Annotated in this window: 17 protein-coding genes and 1 riboswitch; of the genes, 8 read left to right on the forward strand and 9 right to left on the reverse strand. The window is 39.9% G+C overall.

Translation table 11 applies throughout. The features are described from left to right. Positions 1-173 precede the first annotated feature (173 nt). Positions 174-512, reverse strand: a complete 339-nt coding sequence (locus BMW59_RS20975; RefSeq protein WP_177174461.1) for a DnaJ family domain-containing protein — start codon at positions 510-512, stop codon at positions 174-176. Positions 513-569: 57 nt separating this feature from the next. Further along, the gene (locus BMW59_RS20980) at positions 570-866 is read right to left on the reverse strand and encodes a DUF4190 domain-containing protein (protein WP_093056224.1); all 297 of its coding nucleotides are present in this window, start codon (positions 864-866) and stop codon (positions 570-572) included. 166 nt (positions 867-1,032) lie between these two features. Between BMW59_RS20980 and BMW59_RS20985 the strand changes: the two genes are divergently transcribed. From BMW59_RS20985 to pfkA, 3 genes are all read left to right on the forward strand, one after another. Beyond that, on the forward strand, positions 1,033-1,902 hold the full coding sequence (locus BMW59_RS20985; RefSeq protein WP_093056226.1) for a S1 family peptidase: 870 nt from the start codon (positions 1,033-1,035) through the stop codon (positions 1,900-1,902). A 77-nt stretch (positions 1,903-1,979) separates the two neighbouring features. Next, complete coding sequence (locus BMW59_RS22125; RefSeq protein WP_281244293.1) at positions 1,980-2,048, forward strand: YjcZ family sporulation protein; 69 nt, start codon at positions 1,980-1,982, stop codon at positions 2,046-2,048. A gap of 171 nt (positions 2,049-2,219) precedes the next feature. Continuing rightward, on the forward strand, positions 2,220-3,179 hold the full coding sequence (gene pfkA / locus BMW59_RS20995) for a 6-phosphofructokinase (RefSeq protein WP_093056230.1): 960 nt from the start codon (positions 2,220-2,222) through the stop codon (positions 3,177-3,179). 350 nt (positions 3,180-3,529) lie between these two features. On the opposite strand, the gene BMW59_RS21000 is transcribed toward pfkA, so the two are convergent. After that, entirely contained in the window at positions 3,530-4,225 is a 696-nt protein-coding gene (locus BMW59_RS21000) for a response regulator transcription factor (RefSeq protein WP_093056232.1), read from the reverse strand. A gap of 119 nt (positions 4,226-4,344) precedes the next feature. Beyond that, positions 4,345-4,426: riboswitch (cyclic di-GMP riboswitch) on the reverse strand. A gap of 138 nt (positions 4,427-4,564) precedes the next feature. Further along, complete coding sequence (locus BMW59_RS21005; protein ID WP_093056234.1) at positions 4,565-5,293, reverse strand: hypothetical protein; 729 nt, start codon at positions 5,291-5,293, stop codon at positions 4,565-4,567. 176 nt (positions 5,294-5,469) lie between these two features. On the opposite strand from BMW59_RS21005, the gene BMW59_RS21010 reads away from it, so the two are divergent. Both BMW59_RS21010 and BMW59_RS21015 read left to right on the forward strand, forming a co-directional pair. Then, positions 5,470-5,982: a TraR/DksA C4-type zinc finger protein gene (locus BMW59_RS21010; protein ID WP_093056237.1), complete on the forward strand. Its 513-nt coding sequence runs from the start codon at positions 5,470-5,472 to the stop codon at positions 5,980-5,982. A gap of 66 nt (positions 5,983-6,048) precedes the next feature. Then, a complete protein-coding gene (locus BMW59_RS21015) occupies positions 6,049-6,630 on the forward strand; it encodes a protein-L-isoaspartate(D-aspartate) O-methyltransferase (protein ID WP_093056239.1) in 582 nt (193 codons plus the stop codon). A 150-nt stretch (positions 6,631-6,780) separates the two neighbouring features. On the opposite strand, the gene BMW59_RS21020 is transcribed toward BMW59_RS21015, so the two are convergent. Continuing rightward, positions 6,781-7,581 carry an SDR family NAD(P)-dependent oxidoreductase gene (locus tag BMW59_RS21020; protein WP_093056241.1) on the reverse strand — a complete coding sequence of 267 codons (801 nt, stop codon included), beginning with the start codon at positions 7,579-7,581 and terminating at the stop codon, positions 6,781-6,783. Between the two features lie 68 nt (positions 7,582-7,649). Continuing rightward, positions 7,650-8,348, reverse strand: coding sequence for a CDP-diacylglycerol--serine O-phosphatidyltransferase (gene pssA / locus BMW59_RS21025; RefSeq protein WP_342740639.1), 699 nt, complete (start codon positions 8,346-8,348; stop codon positions 7,650-7,652). Positions 8,349-8,694: 346 nt separating this feature from the next. On the opposite strand from pssA, the gene BMW59_RS21030 reads away from it, so the two are divergent. Beyond that, positions 8,695-9,630, forward strand: coding sequence for a glycerophosphodiester phosphodiesterase family protein (locus tag BMW59_RS21030; RefSeq protein WP_245733258.1), 936 nt, complete (start codon positions 8,695-8,697; stop codon positions 9,628-9,630). Between the two features lie 68 nt (positions 9,631-9,698). After that, on the forward strand, positions 9,699-10,655 hold the full coding sequence (locus BMW59_RS21035; protein ID WP_093056245.1) for a ribose-phosphate diphosphokinase: 957 nt from the start codon (positions 9,699-9,701) through the stop codon (positions 10,653-10,655). Positions 10,656-10,849: 194 nt separating this feature from the next. Here BMW59_RS21035 and BMW59_RS21040 read toward each other — a convergent pair whose 3' ends face one another. Beyond that, positions 10,850-12,220 carry an alanine/glycine:cation symporter family protein gene (locus BMW59_RS21040; RefSeq protein ID WP_093056247.1) on the reverse strand — a complete coding sequence of 457 codons (1,371 nt, stop codon included), beginning with the start codon at positions 12,218-12,220 and terminating at the stop codon, positions 10,850-10,852. A gap of 185 nt (positions 12,221-12,405) precedes the next feature. Here BMW59_RS21040 and BMW59_RS21045 point away from each other — a divergent pair, with 185 nt between their 5' ends. After that, complete coding sequence (locus BMW59_RS21045; RefSeq protein ID WP_093056249.1) at positions 12,406-13,488, forward strand: AI-2E family transporter; 1,083 nt, start codon at positions 12,406-12,408, stop codon at positions 13,486-13,488. A 410-nt stretch (positions 13,489-13,898) separates the two neighbouring features. Here BMW59_RS21045 and pflA read toward each other — a convergent pair whose 3' ends face one another. Next, a complete protein-coding gene (gene pflA, locus BMW59_RS21055) occupies positions 13,899-14,627 on the reverse strand; it encodes a pyruvate formate-lyase-activating protein (RefSeq protein ID WP_093056253.1) in 729 nt (242 codons plus the stop codon). Between the two features lie 63 nt (positions 14,628-14,690). Continuing rightward, entirely contained in the window at positions 14,691-16,943 is a 2,253-nt protein-coding gene (pflB, locus tag BMW59_RS21060) for a formate C-acetyltransferase (RefSeq protein ID WP_093056255.1), read from the reverse strand. Positions 16,944-17,545 lie beyond the last annotated feature (602 nt).

Below are 17,545 nucleotides of genomic sequence, written 5' to 3' on the forward strand. Positions count from 1 at the left end.
AAAAGCATCACTCAACTCATTGAACCGCCGTATACGAGAACCGTACGTACGGTGGTGTGAGAGGACGGAGGGTCGAACCCTCCTCCTACTCGATTTTATTATTTACGGCTTGTAACAAAAGGGAGTAGTCCTTCAAACAGGCATTTCACTCATGCCATTCGTGTTTAAAGGTTTTATTTCCATCTATGGCATTCATCTTTAAAATTGTCTTCATTAACGAGTGGTTTTTGGAGCGGAGCAGGGCACAGTTTATTATATTTTCTGATTTTATTATTTATTTTATCCATATTTTGTTTGCCGGGTTGAATCAATGTAAGTTCATGATGAATTTCTTTTTGCAAGTTAAGCCATTCAGGCAGATAGCCGGCTTCTTTAGCGATCTTTTGGAAGTGCTGAAAAGTGTCTTTTCTTAAATACTCTTTTGATAGCGGCTTGCCTTTTCCTTTAATATCATCCATACTCTTCGAAGATTTAATAATGTCTCCGATCAGGTCATTATAGTTATTTTCCAAAGTTCAGTCCCCCTGTGAAGTGAAGTACTTCTTCTAAAGGCGCTATTCGCAGACTAATTAACCCGCCACCATGAATGCGACAGAGACAAAGAGAGGAAGCCCGACAGAAACAGAGCCGCAGATAATGCCTGTTATTGCCATTCCCTTGCCATATTGGCCTGAATTTCGCATTTCCCGAAGTCCGATAATACCTAATACAATACTGATTAAACCAAAAAGCATGCCGATAAAAACGATGACAAGCAATGATAATAGTGAAAGCGCACCAAAAAAAGCAGAGATAATAGCTTTCACATTGTTATCGAATCCTTGTGTCATGTTATTTTTCTGATGCTGTGGAGCTGGGCCGTTCATAAAATCACCTCATATTTTCTTAACAACTTCTATTTAATTTTACAGTGACAGGAAGTGTAAAACAATCACACAAAGGTAAAAGTTGTTTCCTCCAGGAACGTTTTCTGTGTTTAAAATATTTTTATGATAAAATATGTGGAGAATCATGTAAGTTTTTGTTTAAGAAGTGGAGGGGAAGACAATCAGTTACAAACGTAATGATGAAAGTTATGATAAAGAGATAGATAAAACCGGCCTTTCCACTGAAAAAAATAAAGAAGAACTTTTCTTCGATGGAGAAAAGTATTATACAAAGGAAGAGTTTTTTAACCCTGACGAGGAGGAAGAAAACCAGAAGCCGAAACGCAAAAGAAAAGGAATTAAAATATTTATCGCTTCACTCGTTGCTGTCGCTTTATTAAGTAATGTGTTTGCCATCTGGCCCAGATTATTTAATCTTCCGGCAATAGAATTCCTTGCAACCTCTCAGGAATTATCCAAAAATGAGGAGGTTCAAAGTTATAAAGAATCTATTGTGGTTGTCAGAGCAGGCAACAGTAAAGGGACAGGGTTCTATATTTCAGAAGAAGGCTTTGTTATGACGAATGAGCATGTGGTCGGCAATGATCCCCAGCCGACGGTATCTTTCCAGAATGGTGACCACCATGTAGCGGAAGTCATAGAGACAGACGACCAGCTTGATGTGGCTATCCTGCAAATCGACACTGAGGAAGAAATTAATTACCCTGCCCTTGAGTTTGAAAACAATTGGGAAATGGACAGCTCTGTTTACGTCATTGGGAACCCTCTTTTCTTTAACTATATTGCTAACGAAGGCGTTATTATAGGAACCACCTCCACGCAAAGCCGTGAAGAACCAGTTCTGATGCTTGACGCTCCAATTTACCAGGGGAGCAGCGGAAGTCCGGTAATTAACAATGAAGGTAAAGTGGTCGGCATGGTCTATGCGACAATGAGAATGGATTACGAGGGTACAAATACGAAAGTGGGGCTGGCCATCCCGGTGAACTCTATGGAAGAGTATATTAGTAATTAACAGATAGAATTGTCCAGGCAAAACAGAACAAACCATCATAGCATATTATGTAAGCCAAAATGCAAGGTGGTGATCCGATGACTTTTCTACTCATTGTTGTCATGTTTGTCCTGTTAATTATCGTCGGGCTCGCTTATAAAAAATAGGTTTACGGAAGCAGCCGGCCATGGCTGCTTCTTTTTATGTGCTGAAATTTTTAACATTTTATTATAATTCTTAAATTGGTTTTAAAAAAAGCTAGAATAATGTGACATTTGTATGTATCATAAATTATATGACAGACGTCGGACGACAGAATTAGAGAAGGGGGATACTAATTGAATAGAATTGCCGTATTAACAAGCGGAGGAGACGCACCTGGAATGAATGCAGCTATAAGAGCAGTAGTTCGTTCAGCAGTGTATTATAATTTAAAAGTTTATGGCGTGTACAGAGGATATAAGGGGCTCATTGATGGCAGCCTTACAGAAATGGACGCGTCATCGGTTGCCGACATTATCCACAAAGGAGGGACCATTTTAAAATCTTCCCGATCAGAGGAATTCAGGACGGCTGAAGGAAGATCAAAAGCTTTAAAGGTGTTGAAAGAACATCAGATTGACGGATTAGTAGTCATTGGAGGAGACGGTTCTTTCCGCGGGGCACAGGAACTCAGCGAAATGGGAATAAAAACAATCGGTATCCCCGGCACAATAGATAATGACCTTAATTACACAGAATATACGATCGGGTTTGACACTGCCATTAATACAGTGCTTGAAGCAGTAACAAAAATCCGGGATACTTCCTCATCCCATGAAAAAGCCACTATTATTGAAGTGATGGGAAGAAGATGCGGGGATCTTGCTCTTTACGCAGGTGTTGCAGGGGGAGCGGAGAGTATCATTATACCTGAAGAGCCAGGTAATATAGAAACAATTATAGCTAAAATAATCCAGGGAAAAGAGAGAGGAAAGCTGCATCACATTATTATGCTGGCTGAAGGATCAGGGAACGCATCTGATTTGCAGAAAAAACTGCTCGAACAGGCAGACGTAAATGCCAGGATAACTGTTTTGGGGTATATCCAGAGGGGAGGCGACCCGACGTCTTTCGACAGAATCCTAGCCAGTAAAATGGGAGTCAGGGCAGTTGAACTTTTATTAAACAAAAAAACAAATCAAGTCATTGGTATAAAAAATAACTCTTTATTTAATATGGATATTACAGAATCTTTGAGTGCAGAAAGAACTTTTGACCGGGAGCTGTATAAACTGACTGAAATTCTGTCTTTCTAACGTTAAAACTAAAAGAGTATTGTAAAAGCCGAACACAGATTTTATCCTTTATAAGGCTTGTTAAATTAAGTTTTATAAGTTTATCAGGAGTCTTAGCTTTTTAGATTGAAGGATAGGCGGCGTTTCTAAGGGATTAAGCGCCTTCTGAAGATCCACTTTCTCGAAGTAAACCTTCGGGAAAATACAAGCCCTTGGGCAAGCATCCACCTGGGGAACTGAAATTTTTGCTTACATTCTTTGAAAGAGAGAATCTTCTTTACTGTAAAAGCCAAAAAATCCTAAGAAACAGTACAATGTTTCTTAGGATTTTTTTTATGGTTCCTTTTTTTTCCGGATCTTCAATTTATTAGTTACCGCTGGCAATCCACCCAGCCATTTCTTATCGCTTTAACGGTGCAGTCTGTCCGGTCATTAGCTTTCATTTTCTTTAAAAGAGAACTGATGATAGTAGAAATAGTAGAACGGGCAAAATGCATCTTATCAGCTATTTGAGCATTATTATAACCTTCCAGCAATAACTGAAGGACCTGCTGATCCCGCTGTGATAAATCAGCCGTGATTTTTTCTTTATTTAATATAAATTGTTTAATGGGGGTGTGAAAGGACTTCTTTTCAGCTAATTTAAAGCTCAGCTCCCAATGTAATTCAGGTTCCAGAAAAATTCCGTTTTGGGTTAAACTGTCGATTACTAAACCAGAACGGGAACTTAAGAAGGACAGTGATACAATCCCTTGTACAGGAAGTGAAAGGTAATCCAGCATGTCTTTTGTCACCCGTGTGTTTACTACCACCAGTGCGTATGTATGTTGGTTTAACAAAAGCTCTCTTTCCAAAAATAACTTTGTTTTTTTATCATAGTTTTGGACGAGATAGAAAGCCCATTGATTTTTCCCATTATGCTTAGAATAACCACGGCTCTCTGAATAAAATGACTCCAGACGCCCTCTGATATCCTTCATTAATTGCCGGGGAAAATGGTTTTCCCGTTCGTTAAACATGATTTTATAAGAAGGGCGGGAATGAAGTTTCTCATTTACTTTAACCATGAACTTTCCTCCTCTTGTATAGTCTTGAGACTACACGAGGCCAGCCATATGCACAGTATTTAGTTACATATATTTCAACTAAAAAACACATCCTTAGTGTTACAGGATGTGAATCCTGAAACGGCAACTGGCTGGCATAGCATCGCTTTAGCCCCTGTAGTTTTGCGTCACTGCGTTTCCACAGTTTTGCCATGATCGTTCCTAATCCATATGATTTAAAAATTACACGTATTACTAATGGACTACTTATAATGAACATTACTATATTTTGGCATATTATTCAAGACAATCTTAATAGAAACTGGACATTTTTATATAAAAATATAAAACATCGATAGATTACAGACTGACTAGTAATACCAGGGTATAAAGAAGAGCACCTGCTGAAAAAGCTCCAAAGTGGCTTTCCCTTTCTTCGGGTAATTCTTCTTTTAAGATATTTAAAATTAGGGCTCCCGCCATGAAAGAAAAAAGGAGGGCGACAACGTACTGGCTCACGTCGATAAAAAGGCTTAGCAGCCACCCTGAAAATACAGCAAACCCTAATATCCAACGCCCATAATGGTCATAATCCTTTTTATGCGTGTCGCGAAGATGCTGATCATTTATAACAAAATGGATAGAAAGTGCAAGAAAGAAAAGAAAAAAATCCATCATCGTTTCATTTTCTCCTCCGACGATTAAATAGCCAATTAAACCGTTATAAGTTCCATAAGATATTAAGTGGATCCAGAAAATCTCCTCTTTCACAGGGATTTTTCTTTTATTCTCTTTTTTGTATTGTTTGGCAGCTCTTTCCAATCCATAAAATACGGCGAGCCCCGCCAATGCTGCAATATATACAAAACGATCCTCAAAATAGAAACCGTATGCTGTCTCTTCAGAAAGGTTTGTCTGATAATAATGGAGATAAGGGACAATATGCAGAAAGACATAAGCAATTGATAATCCGCCTGCGGCGGATAATAATTTTTTCCGTGGGATATGATGATAAAAATTGATATATTTCGAGAGTATATGGATAAGAATAAAACCGGTAATACTAAGAAAGCTCCAAAGAACAGCCAACTTTTTATTTCCTCCTTTAATAATACTGATCGTTTTGTCTTTACCCTTATTTTGCTAGTAAATAACTGACCAGAAAATCACAGTGGCCACCAGGAGAGTTTAATTTCAGCTGATTAGGTGAATAAGAAAATTAAAGCTGTTATATAAAGTTACATTGCATTAGGAGGGAAACAATCATGAAAGAAAAAGAATTACAATTTTTAAAAGACGAATTGCTAAAAATGAAAAAAGAGTACGAAACAGCTCTTTCAGATAATGAAAAAACAAAAGAAGATGCGGCGGATACTGAAGAACTCTCCAACACAGGCAATCATCCCGGGGATCAGGGTACGGAATTGTTTGAACGCCAGAAAAATTTAACGCTGGACCAGCACGCATCTGCTAAACTGGATGAAGTAAAAGAAGCGCTGGAGGCAATTGAAGAAGGAAATTACGGGACGTGCGATGAGTGCGGAAGAGAAATTCCATTTGAAAGGCTGGAAATAATGCCGGAAACTAAGTATTGTGTAGATCATGCCGAAGACAAAAACAGAACACAAGACAGGCCGGCTGAAGAGGATGTCACTTCCCCGTTAAACGATAAAAATACGTCTGACAAAGAAGAAATGAGGCAGGAGGCGTGGGAAACTGCCAGGGATCATGGCACCTCAAATACACCTGCTGATTACGAAGATCCAGAGGACTATTGATTTTAAAAAAACTGGATTTACAAAAAACCAAACGATACAGGTCTAAAGGACTTAGGGGGGTTCATTATGGGAATTAACGATGAGGCAGTAAAAGCTTTTTTTACCCGATTAGACAGAACTTTTTTTCTTGAAGACCACCAGCATTTAGCCTCTCATGACCGTCCTTTGCCCATAGGTTATGACCAGACTATTTCCCAGCCTACTCTTGTGTTGGAAATGACTCTTTCCCTTGATCTCCAGCCTGATTTAAAAGTATTGGAGGTAGGGACAGGTTCAGGCTATCAAACTGCCCTGCTGGCAGAATTTTCAGAGGCTGTGTATACAGTTGAACGAATTAACCCTCTTCTAAAGAAAGCACAAAAACGTCTGTTGGAATTAGGTTACCATAATATTCATTTTAAGCTGGCAGATGGAACATCAGGCTGGAAGGAATACTCCCCATATGACCGGATTATGGTGACGGCTGCAGTAAAAGAAATACCCGCAGAGCTGCTTCGCCAGCTGTCTCCGGGAGGGAAAATGATAATCCCGGTTGGCGATGAAAATATCCAGGAACTAAGGCTTATAGAAAAAAAAGAAAACGAAGAGATTAAAAGCCAAGTGATTAAACATGTACAGTTTGTAAGGCTCAGGGGAGAGTATGAATAAAGACAACCTCTCAGCAAGTATCTGGAAGACTGCACATAAGACTTTTCTAAATAAGAAATCCGGACAAAATTTTGTCCGGATTTCTTTATGGCTACTGTTCTTTTTTCTACTACCTTCTTTCTAATAAGGATTCGTTCTAATACCTGGCTGTTACCTCATGACGCTTCCTCCCGATATTTTCATTGATTCACCAACAATATTTTCTGCCGCCGGGCTTAACAGGAAAAGGATACTGTTTACAACTTCAAGCGGTTGAGTAATTCGTCCGGAAGGAAGGCCCTTGTTAACAACCGCTAACTGTTCCTCATAACTTCTTCCTGCTTTATCCGCTTTTTTTGAAATAATCTCCCTTGCCATTGCTGTATCTACAAATCCGGGACAAACAGCATTAACCCTGATATTATGTTCAATTGCTTCTAAAGCAAAAGACTGGGTAAATCCGGTAATTGCAAACTTAGACGCACTATATGCGGTATTTCCATATGTGCCTCTCAGCCCTGAGAGGGAGGACAGGTTGACGATTGCGCCACTCTTTCGTTCTTTCATATGTCTGTAAACCAGTTGAGTTAGCATTACTGTAGATGTGTAATTAAGCTCCATCACCAGTCTCATATCGTCTTCTTTTAATTCTTCAACGGTGTCTCCGCCGGTAATACCTGCTGAGTTAACCAGCCCATCAATTGGCCCTTGGATGTTTACCGCTTTATCAACCAGCAGTTTACGGTCGTATTCATTTGTCAGATCGGCCGTAACAGTCAGAATATTTACGTCAGTATCTGGCAGTCTGCATTTGTTTTTAATAGTTTCCAGCTTCTCCTTGTTACGTCCTGTAAGCGTCAGACTGGCTCCATACTTTACAGCCTCATAAGCCAGCTCTTCACCAATGCCTCCAGTAGCGCCGGTAATAAGTATATGTTTTCCTTTAAATGCTTCACGGTTAAAGATAGTCATCAAATAACCTCCTTATGAGTTTATTTTAAATGTACCCTCTTACTATTTAAAGAAACTGCAGGATTCTTTTACTTTTCGCTCAGTCGTTTTTTCTTGAGGAGAAAATGGATCAGCATAAAAACAAGGTACGCTAAAATGGCAAAAATAATCCAGTTGGAATATTCAATAGCAGCATTATACCGTGTGACTACAATTAACGATAATAAAAGGGCAGTTATAATGGTTCCGTACTTAGGGATTGGCACATCTTTAAGACTTGGAATCTTCAGCCTGCTTACCATAAGGACACACAGTAAGGTGTAAATAGCGGACACAGCTGCCTCTGGGACTACAAAATTAAAAATAGTTAATAGAGCAATAATACCACCAGCAGCCGTGATAGGAACCCCTGTAAAATACTTTTTCACCGACGTTTCTTCATCAATATTAAACCTTGCCAGTCTTATAGCCCCAAACACAGGAAACATTCCGGCTATAATCAATCCGGTCATTCCCATGTAAGAAAAAGTGGTCCCGAATATAAGTATGGCAGGAGAGACACCAAAAGTTACAATATCAGCTAATGAATCCAGCTCTTTTCCAAAAGGACTTTCTGCACCCAGTTTCCTTGCCATCCAGCCATCCATACTGTCAAGCATCATACCTACAAGAATAAATATGGCGGCATTTTGATATTCTCCCAGAAATGACGAGCCGATAGATAAAAAACCGAAGATGAGGTTAGCCATCGTAATACCATTAGGGATGTTTCTTTTAATTAGAATCAAATTATCACTTCCTTATTTTATTTATACGATCAGAGGCAGACGCCGGAGGATGAAAATTCTTAAAGTCCGGCAACGGCCAATTCCTTCTTATAAAAATATTAATAAGTAAGCCAAGCACTAATGCTTTTTTATTTAAATACTGCTGAAAAATATAAAATCTGTTTTGTAAATAGCAATATTCTGCACCTTTTAAATTATATCGTTTCGAATAAGGTTATACAATTGTGAGTGTTATAATTTACCTGTTCCCGTTTAATACGGAAGTTGCAGACAGTTTATAATCATTTCAACGGTTAAGGAGCAAAACTTTATTATAGAAGTAAATAATAAAATGGGGAGGAAGCAAATGGCATATTTGAAAAGAAAGACACTTCAGCAGAGGAAAGGTGGGGCCGTTTTAATCACGGCAGCCGTTTTTGCCGGTATATCATTACTTTGGATGCTGGTCTATACATTTCCCGTTTCGGAGAGACCTGCAAACACATTTTTTCAATCTGTAGTGCCGCTTGTTATTGCTCATCAGGGAGGAGAACACCTTGCGCCCTCAAATACATTAGAAGCATACAGGCAGGCTGAAGAGCTGGGAGTCGATGTGATTGAATTTGACATTCATATGACAAAAGACGGCCATCTCGTCGCCATTCATGATGATTCAGTAGACAGAACGACAGACAGGGAAGGGAAGGTTAATGATCTTACTCTCGAGGAGATACAGAGCCTTGATGCAGGACATTACTTTAAGGATCTGGAGGGGGAATACAGTTATCGGGGACAAGGCGTCTTTATTCCTACAGTGGAACAGATATTTAACGATATTCAGGATATGGATTGGAATATTGAAATTAAAGCTACAAATGATCCAGCTTTATATGAGGAGATATCCAGCCAGTTGTGGAGCCTTATTAAAGAATACGGGCTGGAGGAAAGAGTATTAATTGCTTCTTTTGATCAGCAAATTATTGATAAAATAATTGACATTTCTGAAGGAGAAGCCCTTGTTAGCGGGGGACGCCAGGAAGTAACAAGATTTGTTATCTTCCATAAATTATTTCTTAATAGTTTATACGTTCCAAAAGTGGATGCAATACAAATTCCGGTTGAAGAAAATATCTTTAATTTGAAAGATAAAAAGCTGATTCAAGGAGCAAGAAACAGAAACATGGCTGTCTATTACTGGACAATTAATGATCAGGAAGAAATGGAAAAACTTTTTGATCTGGGAGCTGACGGAATAGTTACCGACAGGCCGGATCTTATGATTGACCTTATAGAAAGGGATTAACGCGGTGGCACTCTGCAGTTCAAACATGATAGAATAAGTTTAAACCACACAATTTATGGAGGGTAAAAATGAGAAGAGACAGAGACCCATCAAAAATGAAATTGTTTACACTCAATTCAAACGCACCTTTAGCTAAGGAAATTGCAGATCATATTGGACTTGATCTGGGTAAAAGCTCTATCAAAAGGTTTAGTGATGGAGAAGTGCAAATTAATATTGAAGAGACTGCGAGAGGTTTCGATACATATTTAATACAATCTACTTCTGAACCGGGGAATGAATATTTGATGGAACTTCTCATAATGATAGATGCTTTGAAGCGGGCGTCTGCAAGAACTATCAACGTGGTAATGCCTTATTACGGATATGCCAGGCAGGATCGAAAGGCCCGTTCCCGGGAGCCTATTACAGCTAAATTAATTGCGAACTTACTGCAGTCGGCAGGGGCCACAAGAGTGATTTCAGTCGATATGCATGCTCCTCAGGTTCAAGGGTTTTTTAATATCCCTGTCGATCAGTTAAAAGCTAATGCTCTTCTGTCCGACTATTTTATTAAAAAAGAATTTAAGGATGTCGTTGTTATAGCTCCTGAAAATGCTGGAACATCAAGAGCCAGGGCATTAGCTAATAATCTCGATGCCCCGATTGCCTTTCTGGATAAGCAAAGAAATTCAGACCCTGAGGCCGTCCACGGCATAAATGTTATTGGAGAGATTGAAGGAAAAACCGCAATTATTATTGATGATATGATCGACACGGCGAGAACAGTGACTTCTGGTTCAATGGCACTTATCAAGCATGGAGCAAAAGAAGTATATGCCTGCTGCACCCATGGTGTCCTGTCCGAACCAGCTGTAGAAAGGATCAGGGAATCAGATTTGAAAGAAGTCGTTATTACTAATTCTATTTATCAGACCGAAGAAAGGAGAGACGAGAAAATTATCTCTCTTTCAATAGGTCCGTTACTAGCTGAAGGAATTATGAGAGTGCAGAATAACGAGTCGGTGAGTACGTTATTTGAATAAAGCAGAAAAGATGCCCTCAGGTAAAGAAAACACAGCGTCCACCTCCTGTTGGACTATATCTCTATTTTTATAATAAAGACCAGACGGGGTGTAAGCACACAAAAGGAATATTGATATAAAAAAATGGCTCTCACATAAGTGAGCGCCATTTTTATTCACTGGGTTTTGTCCCAGCCTCGACTTTTTCTATCTTGTTATACTCCCGGCTGAGCGTTTTTTTCTTCCTCTTTTTCCTGTTGTCTTTTCTTTTTGAATTTCTTTGTTTCATTAACTACCACACCCGAGAGAAGGAGAAGCGCCACTAAGTTAGGAAAGGCCATCAATCCGTTCATAACGTCCGCAAAACCCCATACCACATCGAGGGAGACAACAGCCCCTATGAATAAGGCAGCTACAAAAGCTATTCGGTAAGGGATAGATGCGGTGCCGCCGAATAAATAGGTAAAACATTTCTCCCCGAAATATGACCATCCAATAATTGTGGAAAATACAAAGAACAATAAAGCCAGAGCAACGATGTAACCACCCACTCCCGGCAAATACTGCTCGAAAGCTGCTGAAGTTAATTGGGCTGAACTGTCAAAATCGTCTGCCCGTAAATACATCTGGCTCATAACGAGCGCCAATCCTGTAATTGTACAAACAATGATTGTGTCTATGAACACCTGGGTCATAGATACTAACGCCTGTCTTGCCGGCATATCCGTTTTAGCAGCGGCTGCCGCTATACCACCCGTACCAAGACCGGCTTCATTTGAGAAGATGCCCCGGGCTACGCCTTGCTGAATTACGGCGCCGACTGCGCCGCCTGCAGCAGCCTGTCCTGTAAACGCATCTGAGAAAATCAGTCCAAATGCGCTTGGCACATCGGCAACATTTAAAATTACGATAAGGAGTCCTGCTCCGATATAAAATACAATCATAACAGGGACGATGATGCCCACAACTTTACCAATACTTCTGATCCCCCCAAGGATAACTAATCCTACTAAGACGGAGAGAAACGCGCCTGTTACCCAAACGGGGATATTAAAATTCTGGCTGGCAACCCCGGCAGCTTCGTGTGATTGGACCATGTTTCCTATCCCGAATGCTGCGACAGCAGCAAAGGCCGCAAATATAACAGCCAGCCACTTCATGTTAAGTCCTTTTTCAATATAATACATAGGACCGCCGGACATTTCCCCGCGTTCATTTTTCACACGATAGTGGACGCCCAGGATGGCTTCACTGTATTTAGTAGCCATTCCTACGAAAGCTGTAATCCACATCCAGAAAACCGCCCCGGGCCCGCCGACTGCCACTGCAGAGGCCACCCCAGCAATGTTCCCTGTACCAACTGTAGCTGCCAAGGCGGTCATTAATGCCTGGAAGTGGCTGATATCTCCCTGAGACTTAGTATCCTTCTTTTTAAATACTAAAGATAAGGCATAAGGAAGCTGTTGGAAGGAAAAGAACGCTATTCTGATAGTTAAATAAAGTCCTGTCCCAACTAATAAAATGATGAGGGGGAGCCCCCAAACAAGGCCACTCACTTGATTAATAATATTCTCTACTGTTTCCACTGTCACCTCTCCTTTTTGTCTAGTATGTATTACCTGAATATAGAGAATATTCTATCACAAGATTCGAGAAAATGAGATTGTTTTTTTACAATAGCACTCATTTTCTTCTAATCTTTTTATTTGTTGCAGTTTAATTTATCTGTAGAAAAGGGAATACGGAAAGTAAAACGAGTGGGGAGGAGACAATGCCTAAATCAAAATGGTTTTTATTTTTGTATAGCGTAGTTCTTATATTGATAGCAGTAAATCTTGCTAACCAGGTTCCTTTTATTTTTCACCCCATAAGTGTAGCTTTCAGTACACTAACTCCTATTTTAATAGTCGCCGGTGTGTTGTTTTATATCATTCGGCCCCTTGTAAGACTGATGGAGAAGGTCATGCCCCATACCTTATCGATTGCAGTCATATTTTTGCTGTTTGCTGGTATTGCGGCCACACTTATTACGTTTGTGGGTCCTATTCTTGTTGCTCAGATAAACCAGTTTGTAGAAAATATTCCTGGATTTGTTGATGAGATGGAAGGCTGGCTGAACGACCTTATGGAGACGGAGTGGGTAAACAGGCTGCAAAATGAAGAGGCACTTCAGAATTTTGAGCCCTCAGCCATTGCGGATAATTTTTCTAATATCCTTGCAAATATGGGAGGAAATATTCTCAGCTTTTTCGGTATGCTGTTTAGTCTGGCAACCTTGCTGGTTGTTTTGCCATTTGTTTTGTTTTTCCTTTTAAAAGACGGCAATAAACTGCCGGGCAATATTACTCGCTTTTTACCTGAGGAACAAACTCAGGAAGGCAATAAAATTATGAAAGATATGGATGAGACCTTGAGTGCCTATATTCAGGGGCAGGCAATTGTAAGTGTATTTGTAGGTATTCTTTCTTTGATTGCTTATTTAATTATTGGTCTGGATTACGCGCTTATATTAGCGCTGATCGCCATGTTCACAAATTTAATTCCGTTTATTGGACCATTTATTGGTACTATTCCAGCAGTATTTGTTGCTTTTTTTACCGACCCTATGATGGCGGTGTGGGTAATTATTGCAATTATTATTATTCAGCAGATTGAGAGTAATTTAATTTCCCCTAATGTGATGGGGCACAAATTAAACATCCATCCATTAACCATTATTCTGCTTTTAATATTAGCGGGAAACCTTGCTGGACTGGTTGGTTTAATACTTGCTATTCCGTTTTACGCAGTTACAAAGGCTATCGTGAAAAATGTATACAGACTGTTAAGACTGCGTTATCCCAGCCTGAAATAGTTTAGGGAAGAAACGGACTTTTGCTTATTCAAAAAATAGGAAAGTTATAATAAAAGAGGGCAGGACAAAAAAATAGTAATCATAAAGAAAGCCGAACAAATGATTTTTGTTCGGTTTTTCGCTTTTGTACTTAATAAAAAATTTAACTCTGATAAATAGTAATGGCAGTGATTTCAGTCCGCCAGGCGGACGCTCGCCCAGGGGCTTGTCTTCAGCTAAATTCAACTCTGCCAAAAGCTTCGTTGAATTGGATCTTCAGACTGCGCTTACTCCCTGTGGAGTCGCCGCTTTTCGTTCTTCAATCCTCGTTCCATTTCACTTTTCATTATAGGAAGTATAATAGAAACCCGCATTTTTATAAAATGTGGATTCCTCGATAATCTGAAAACACTGCCAAAAGGCAGTGTTTTTTAATCAGCTTTTAACAGGCTTTTAGCGTGCTCAACCTGGTCTTCTGTTGGTGATTCAATTCCTTCAAGAGGGTAGGTGAACCCAAGCTCTTTCCACTTGTAAACACCCATTTTATGATAAGGAAGTACTTCCACTTTTTCTACGTTGCTAAGAGATGAAATAAAGTGGTGTAACTTTATAAGATCATTGTCATTATCAGAAATACCAGGGACAAGTACATGGCGGATCCATACAGGGACCTGTTTGTCTGACAGTTTTCTTGCAAATTCTAATATATGTTTATTCGAAACGCCGGTTAACTGGCGGTGTTTTTGATCATCAATCTGCTTTAAGTCAACTAGGAAAAGATCGGTATAAGTGCAAAGTTCATCAAACTTTTTCTGAAAGTTGTCATTTGAAGAGTAACAGCCGCCTGAACTATCCACCGTTGTGTGGATACCAAGTTTTTTGCATTCTTTAAATAACTCAATTAAAAAATCCATTTGAAGAAGAGGTTCTCCGCCGCTTACGGTGACACCGCCTTTTGAATGTTTCATATAAGGCACATATTTCTTTATATCTGTTATTAAAGAGCCGACACTTTTTATTTCTCCGCCATCCCTGTCCCATGAATCAGGATTGTGGCAGTATTGACAACGAAGCAGGCATCCTTGAGTAAAGATAACGTAACGGATCCCCGGTCCGTCTACCATGCCTGATGTTTCTACAGAATGAATTCGTCCTTCCATACAAATGACCCCCTAAAAAGTGGGGAAGCACCGGCAGACTGCTCTGCAGATGCTTCCAGTAAGTTACATTGATTCGTGGAATGTCCGGTTAATGACATCAATTTGCTGCTCACGAGTCAATTTTATAAAGTTTACCGCATAACCGGATACGCGGATAGTCAGCTGCGGATATTCTTCAGGACGTTCCATAGCATCAAGAAGAGTTTCACGGTTAAACACATTAATGTTTAAATGGTGTCCTTGTTTTTCAGTATATCCGTCAAGAATAGCGGCTAAGTTGGCTTTTTGAACGTCTTCTTCTTTTCCGAGTGCTTTCGGCACAATAGAGAAGGTGTTTGAAATACCGTCGAGTGAATACTTATAAGGCATTTTAGCAACAGAGTTCAGGGAAGCTAGCGCGCCTTTTTTATCTCTTCCGTGAAGCGGGTTGGCTCCAGGTGCAAAAGGCTCGCCGTCTTTACGCCCGTCAGGTGTATTGCCGGTTTTCTTTCCGTAAACGACATTGGAAGTAATGGTCAGTATAGACATAGTCGTTTCAGCATTTCGGTAAGTGCCGTGTTTTTTCAGCATGTCAGAGAATTTCATTACTAATTCCTTAGCAATATTATCTACACGGTCATCGTCATTTCCGTATTGAGGATATTCACCTTCGACTTCATAATCTACTGCGAGACCATCTTCGTCACGAATCACTTTCACTCTGCTGTGTTTAATGGCGCTTAAGGAGTCAGCAGCAACTGACAGTCCGGCAATCCCTGTTGCCATCGTCCGGCGTACTTCTTTGTCATGCAGAGCCATTTCAATTCTTTCGTAGCTGTATTTGTCGTGCATGAAGTGAATAATGTTAAGCGTGTTGATATAAAGGCCTGCAAGCCATTCCATAACCGCATCAAAGTTTTTTACGACATCTTCATAGTTTAGATACTCTGAAGTTAGCGGCTCTAACCCTGGTGTGACTTTTATCTTTGCTTTTTCATCCACACCGCCGTTGATAGCGTATAGCAGACCTTTAGCAAGGTTGGCGCGGGCACCAAAGAACTGCATTTGTTTCCCGATTTCCATAGCTGATACGCAGCATGCAATTCCGTAATCATCACCATATTCAGGACGCATAATTTCATCATTTTCATATTGGACAGAGCTTGTTTCTATAGACATTTTAGAGCAGTAGTGCTTAAAAGGCTCCGGCAGGTCAGGCGACCATAAAACCGTTAAGTTTGGTTCTGGGGCAGGGCCAAGGTTCTTTAACGTATGAAGAAATCTGAAAGAACTCTTAGTGACGAGCGGACGGCCGTCAACGCTGATTCCTCCGATTGATTCAGTAACCCATGTCGGATCGCCGCTAAAGAGGTCGTTATACTCAGGTGTACGGGCAAACTTAACTAAACGGAGTTTCATAACAAAGTGGTCAACGAGTTCCTGAGCGTCCTTTTCAGTTAATGTCCCATTAGCGAGATCACGCTCAATGTAGATATCGAGGAAAGTTGACACCCGTCCTAAGCTCATTGCTGCACCGTTTTGTTCCTTAATAGCTGCCAGATACCCCAGGTAAAGCCATTGGAATGCTTCTGTTGCATTTTTGGCAGGTTCTGATATATCAAAGCCGTAAATTGCTCCCAGCTCTTTTAATTCTTGTAATGCCCGGAGTTGTTCTGCAATTTCTTCTCTTAAACGGATCACTTCTTCAGACATTTCTCCAGATAGGCTGTTTAATTCTTCTTTTTTACCTTCAATAAGTTTATTCACACCGTATAGAGCCACGCGGCGGTAGTCGCCGATAATGCGGCCGCGTCCATAAGCGTCAGGCAGCCCAGTAATAATACCTACTTTTCTTGCCAGCTTCATTTCAGGAGTATAAGCATCAAATACGCCCTGGTTATGTGTTTTACGGTAATCAGTAAAAATTTTCTCTGTATTTTCGTTTAATTCATACCCGTAAGATTCCAAAGCTGCTTTTGCCATGCGAATACCGCCAAAAGGCTGCATAGACCGTTTAAAAGGAACATCTGTCTGGACCCCGACTACTTTCTCCTGTGCTTTATTTAAATAGCCAGCTTTGTGGGAAGTAATAGTGGATACAATCTCAGTATCGAGATCATAGACTCCGCCTCTTTCACACTCCTCCTTAGTAAGGTTCATCACTTGTTTCCATAAGTCAGAAGTAGCGTCAGTTGCGTCTTGTAAAAATCTCTCATCTCCGTCATAAAGAGTGTAATTAGTTTGAATAAAGTCGCGAACGTCAATCTCTTTTTCCCAGTTTCCGCCGCTGAAGTTCATCCAGGCGGGTTGATTCACTTTCTCCATTGTTTTACCCATGATTAACGCCTCCGTATAATAAAATTTAAGGGTTTTCAAATAGTTTTAAAAAAATGTGAATGTGTTCACATTGGTCTACTACCTTCAGTATAAAATTAAAAGACCTTATCAACAATAGGGAAATGTGACACTTCTATGAAAATATAACAGACCCCAATTTATTGTGTAACAGGTGTAATTTGTTTAGTTTGAAAAAAGATTAATTGGTAAAATGAGAGCGTTTAAAACGGTTGATTATAATAAATGTAGGTGAGGCTGGGGAATAAAAGTGAGTATAACAGTTTGCAGGATGGATAGTAGGACACATATTATTAAAGCCATTAATATTTCTGAAGGAAAAAAGAAGTATTACCCGAATTTAATTCAGTGTGATTAATAATATAAGTAAACTGTATCAAAAAATATAGGAAAGTCCTGCGGTGGTATGTCAATTGACAATTAATCAGGTATTAAATTATTAAGTCCCATTTTTCCTGAAAAAGGCCGTAAGAAACTAGCCTAGTAATAAAATGGAAATTACTAGGAGATTTAAAAGGGTGTACACTGACAGCTTTTTGTCAGCTCTCCACGCTCCTTTCCGGCGAGAAGAGTTGATGGCTGCG

The sequence above is a fragment of the Salipaludibacillus aurantiacus genome, assembly GCF_900111295.1.
GTDB classification, from domain to species: Bacteria; Bacillota; Bacilli; order Bacillales; family Salisediminibacteriaceae; genus Salipaludibacillus; species Salipaludibacillus aurantiacus.

Bases quoted from the DNA above. Each gene is read 5' to 3' on its own strand.
- BMW59_RS21015 (WP_093056239.1), top strand. From the start codon at position 6,049: ATGGGAATTAACGATGAGGCAGTAAAAGCTTTTTTTACCCGATTAGAC.
- pflB (WP_093056255.1), bottom strand. From the start codon at position 16,943: ATGGGTAAAACAATGGAGAAAGTGAATCAACCCGCCTGGATGAACTTC.
- BMW59_RS20980 (WP_093056224.1), bottom strand. From the start codon at position 866: ATGAACGGCCCAGCTCCACAGCATCAGAAAAATAACATGACACAAGGA.
- BMW59_RS21045 (WP_093056249.1), top strand. From the start codon at position 12,406: ATGCCTAAATCAAAATGGTTTTTATTTTTGTATAGCGTAGTTCTTATA.
- BMW59_RS21030 (WP_245733258.1), top strand. From the start codon at position 8,695: ATGGCATATTTGAAAAGAAAGACACTTCAGCAGAGGAAAGGTGGGGCC.
- pflA (WP_093056253.1), bottom strand. From the start codon at position 14,627: ATGGAAGGACGAATTCATTCTGTAGAAACATCAGGCATGGTAGACGGA.
- BMW59_RS21035 (WP_093056245.1), top strand. From the start codon at position 9,699: ATGAGAAGAGACAGAGACCCATCAAAAATGAAATTGTTTACACTCAAT.
- BMW59_RS21010 (WP_093056237.1), top strand. From the start codon at position 5,470: ATGAAAGAAAAAGAATTACAATTTTTAAAAGACGAATTGCTAAAAATG.
- BMW59_RS21020 (WP_093056241.1), bottom strand. From the start codon at position 7,581: ATGACTATCTTTAACCGTGAAGCATTTAAAGGAAAACATATACTTATT.
- BMW59_RS21000 (WP_093056232.1), bottom strand. From the start codon at position 4,225: ATGGTTAAAGTAAATGAGAAACTTCATTCCCGCCCTTCTTATAAAATC.